At 66.9% G+C, this 1198-nt stretch carries 2 protein-coding genes; both read right to left on the bottom strand.

From position 1 onward, the window contains the following. Positions 1-37 precede the first annotated feature (37 nt). Positions 38-772 (bottom strand): Crp/Fnr family transcriptional regulator, encoded by a 735-nt coding sequence (locus ACESMD_RS13815; protein WP_372614120.1) that lies wholly within the window; start codon positions 770-772, stop codon positions 38-40. Positions 773-781: 9 nt separating this feature from the next. Further along, the coding region (locus ACESMD_RS13810) for a peptidylprolyl isomerase (protein ID WP_372614118.1) at positions 782-1198 on the bottom strand (417 nt) is incomplete at its 5' end.

The following is a 1198-nucleotide window of genomic DNA, read 5'->3' as shown; positions in this document are numbered from 1 at the left end:
GCGGGAGCTGGCCATCTGCCATCTGATGAGAGGGATATTACTCATCGCCCAGCAGGACATCCTGGAGCATCTGCTCGTCGATGATTTCCAGGCGTTGGTGGTCGATGTCGATGGCACCCCTGTCGCGCAGCTTGCCCAGGAGCCGTGAGAGGGTTTCCGGTGTCATGGCCAACTGGGCTGCGAGCCAGCGCTTGGGAATGGTCAGCCGAACCACCCGGGGGGACTTGCGGTGGCCCGGAGGCAATTGGCGCAGAAGGTAGTTGACCAGCCTGGCCATGGCGTCGGCCTGGGTCAGCAGGGCGAGGTCTTCCAGGCGCTCGGTGAGTTCCAGGGCCAGCCCGCTCATGAAGTCGGCCCGGCAGGCCGGATGGTTATCCATGATGGCCCGGCAGTCGGTGGCCGGAATCGCCAGCAACTGGGTCTTGCGCAGCGCCTCGGCGGAATACAGATAGACGCCGGCGCTGGAGACCATGCTCAGCTGGCCCAGGGGGCCGCCGCGCTCCACGCAACGGATGGTGGCCAGGCGATGTCCGGCGCTGCGCGCCAGGCGCACGCTGCCGCTGATGACGATATACAGCCAGTGGGCCGGGGCATCCTGTCGGAACACCCACTCCCGGGCCTTGAGGTGACATACCTCGGACTCCGCCAGGAGATCGTCGATCTCGTCATCCGCCAGTGAATTCAGCCAGGAAATTCCGCGGACCAGGTCACGCAGCTGACGGGGCCTGAGCAGGAGTCTCGTCGCCGCATCGGGCCCCGGGACGGATGCCATGGGCGTCTCCTATTGCATGAGGCTGCCGGCAGCCTCGTCATCCAGGGTGATGCCCTCGACGCCGATCTCGGCCTCCAGTGCCAGCAGGTAGTGGCGAAGGGCGCGGCGGGTGGCCTGCTCGCGCAGGCTGTGACGCACGCGATCCGCGATCTGCTCGAAGGGCAGCTCGCGACCCTCGATACGCTCGTCGATGCTGACCACATGCCAGCCGTAGCGCGAGGCCAGCGGCCGCTCGTATAGCCCCTCGGGGAGGTGCTGCAGGGCTCGGTCGAGCTCGGCCACGGTCTGGCCGGGCACCAGCCAGCCCAGGTCCCCGCCCTGCTCCCTGGAAGGACAGGCGGAATGGCGCTGGGCAAACTCGTCGAAGCGCTCGGGAATGTCCCTGAGTTCCTTGATCAGCGTCTCGCCCAGCCGATAGCCCCCATC

It is taken from the genome of Halomonas sp., from assembly GCF_041689495.1.
In the GTDB taxonomy this organism is placed as follows: Bacteria; Pseudomonadota; Gammaproteobacteria; order Pseudomonadales; family Halomonadaceae; genus Halomonas.
This window is presented reverse-complemented; position numbering and strand designations above follow the sequence as displayed.

Coding starts and splice junctions, on each gene's coding strand:
- ACESMD_RS13815 (WP_372614120.1), bottom strand. CDS start 772: ATGGCATCCGTCCCGGGGCCCGATGCGGCGACGAGACTCCTGCTCAGG.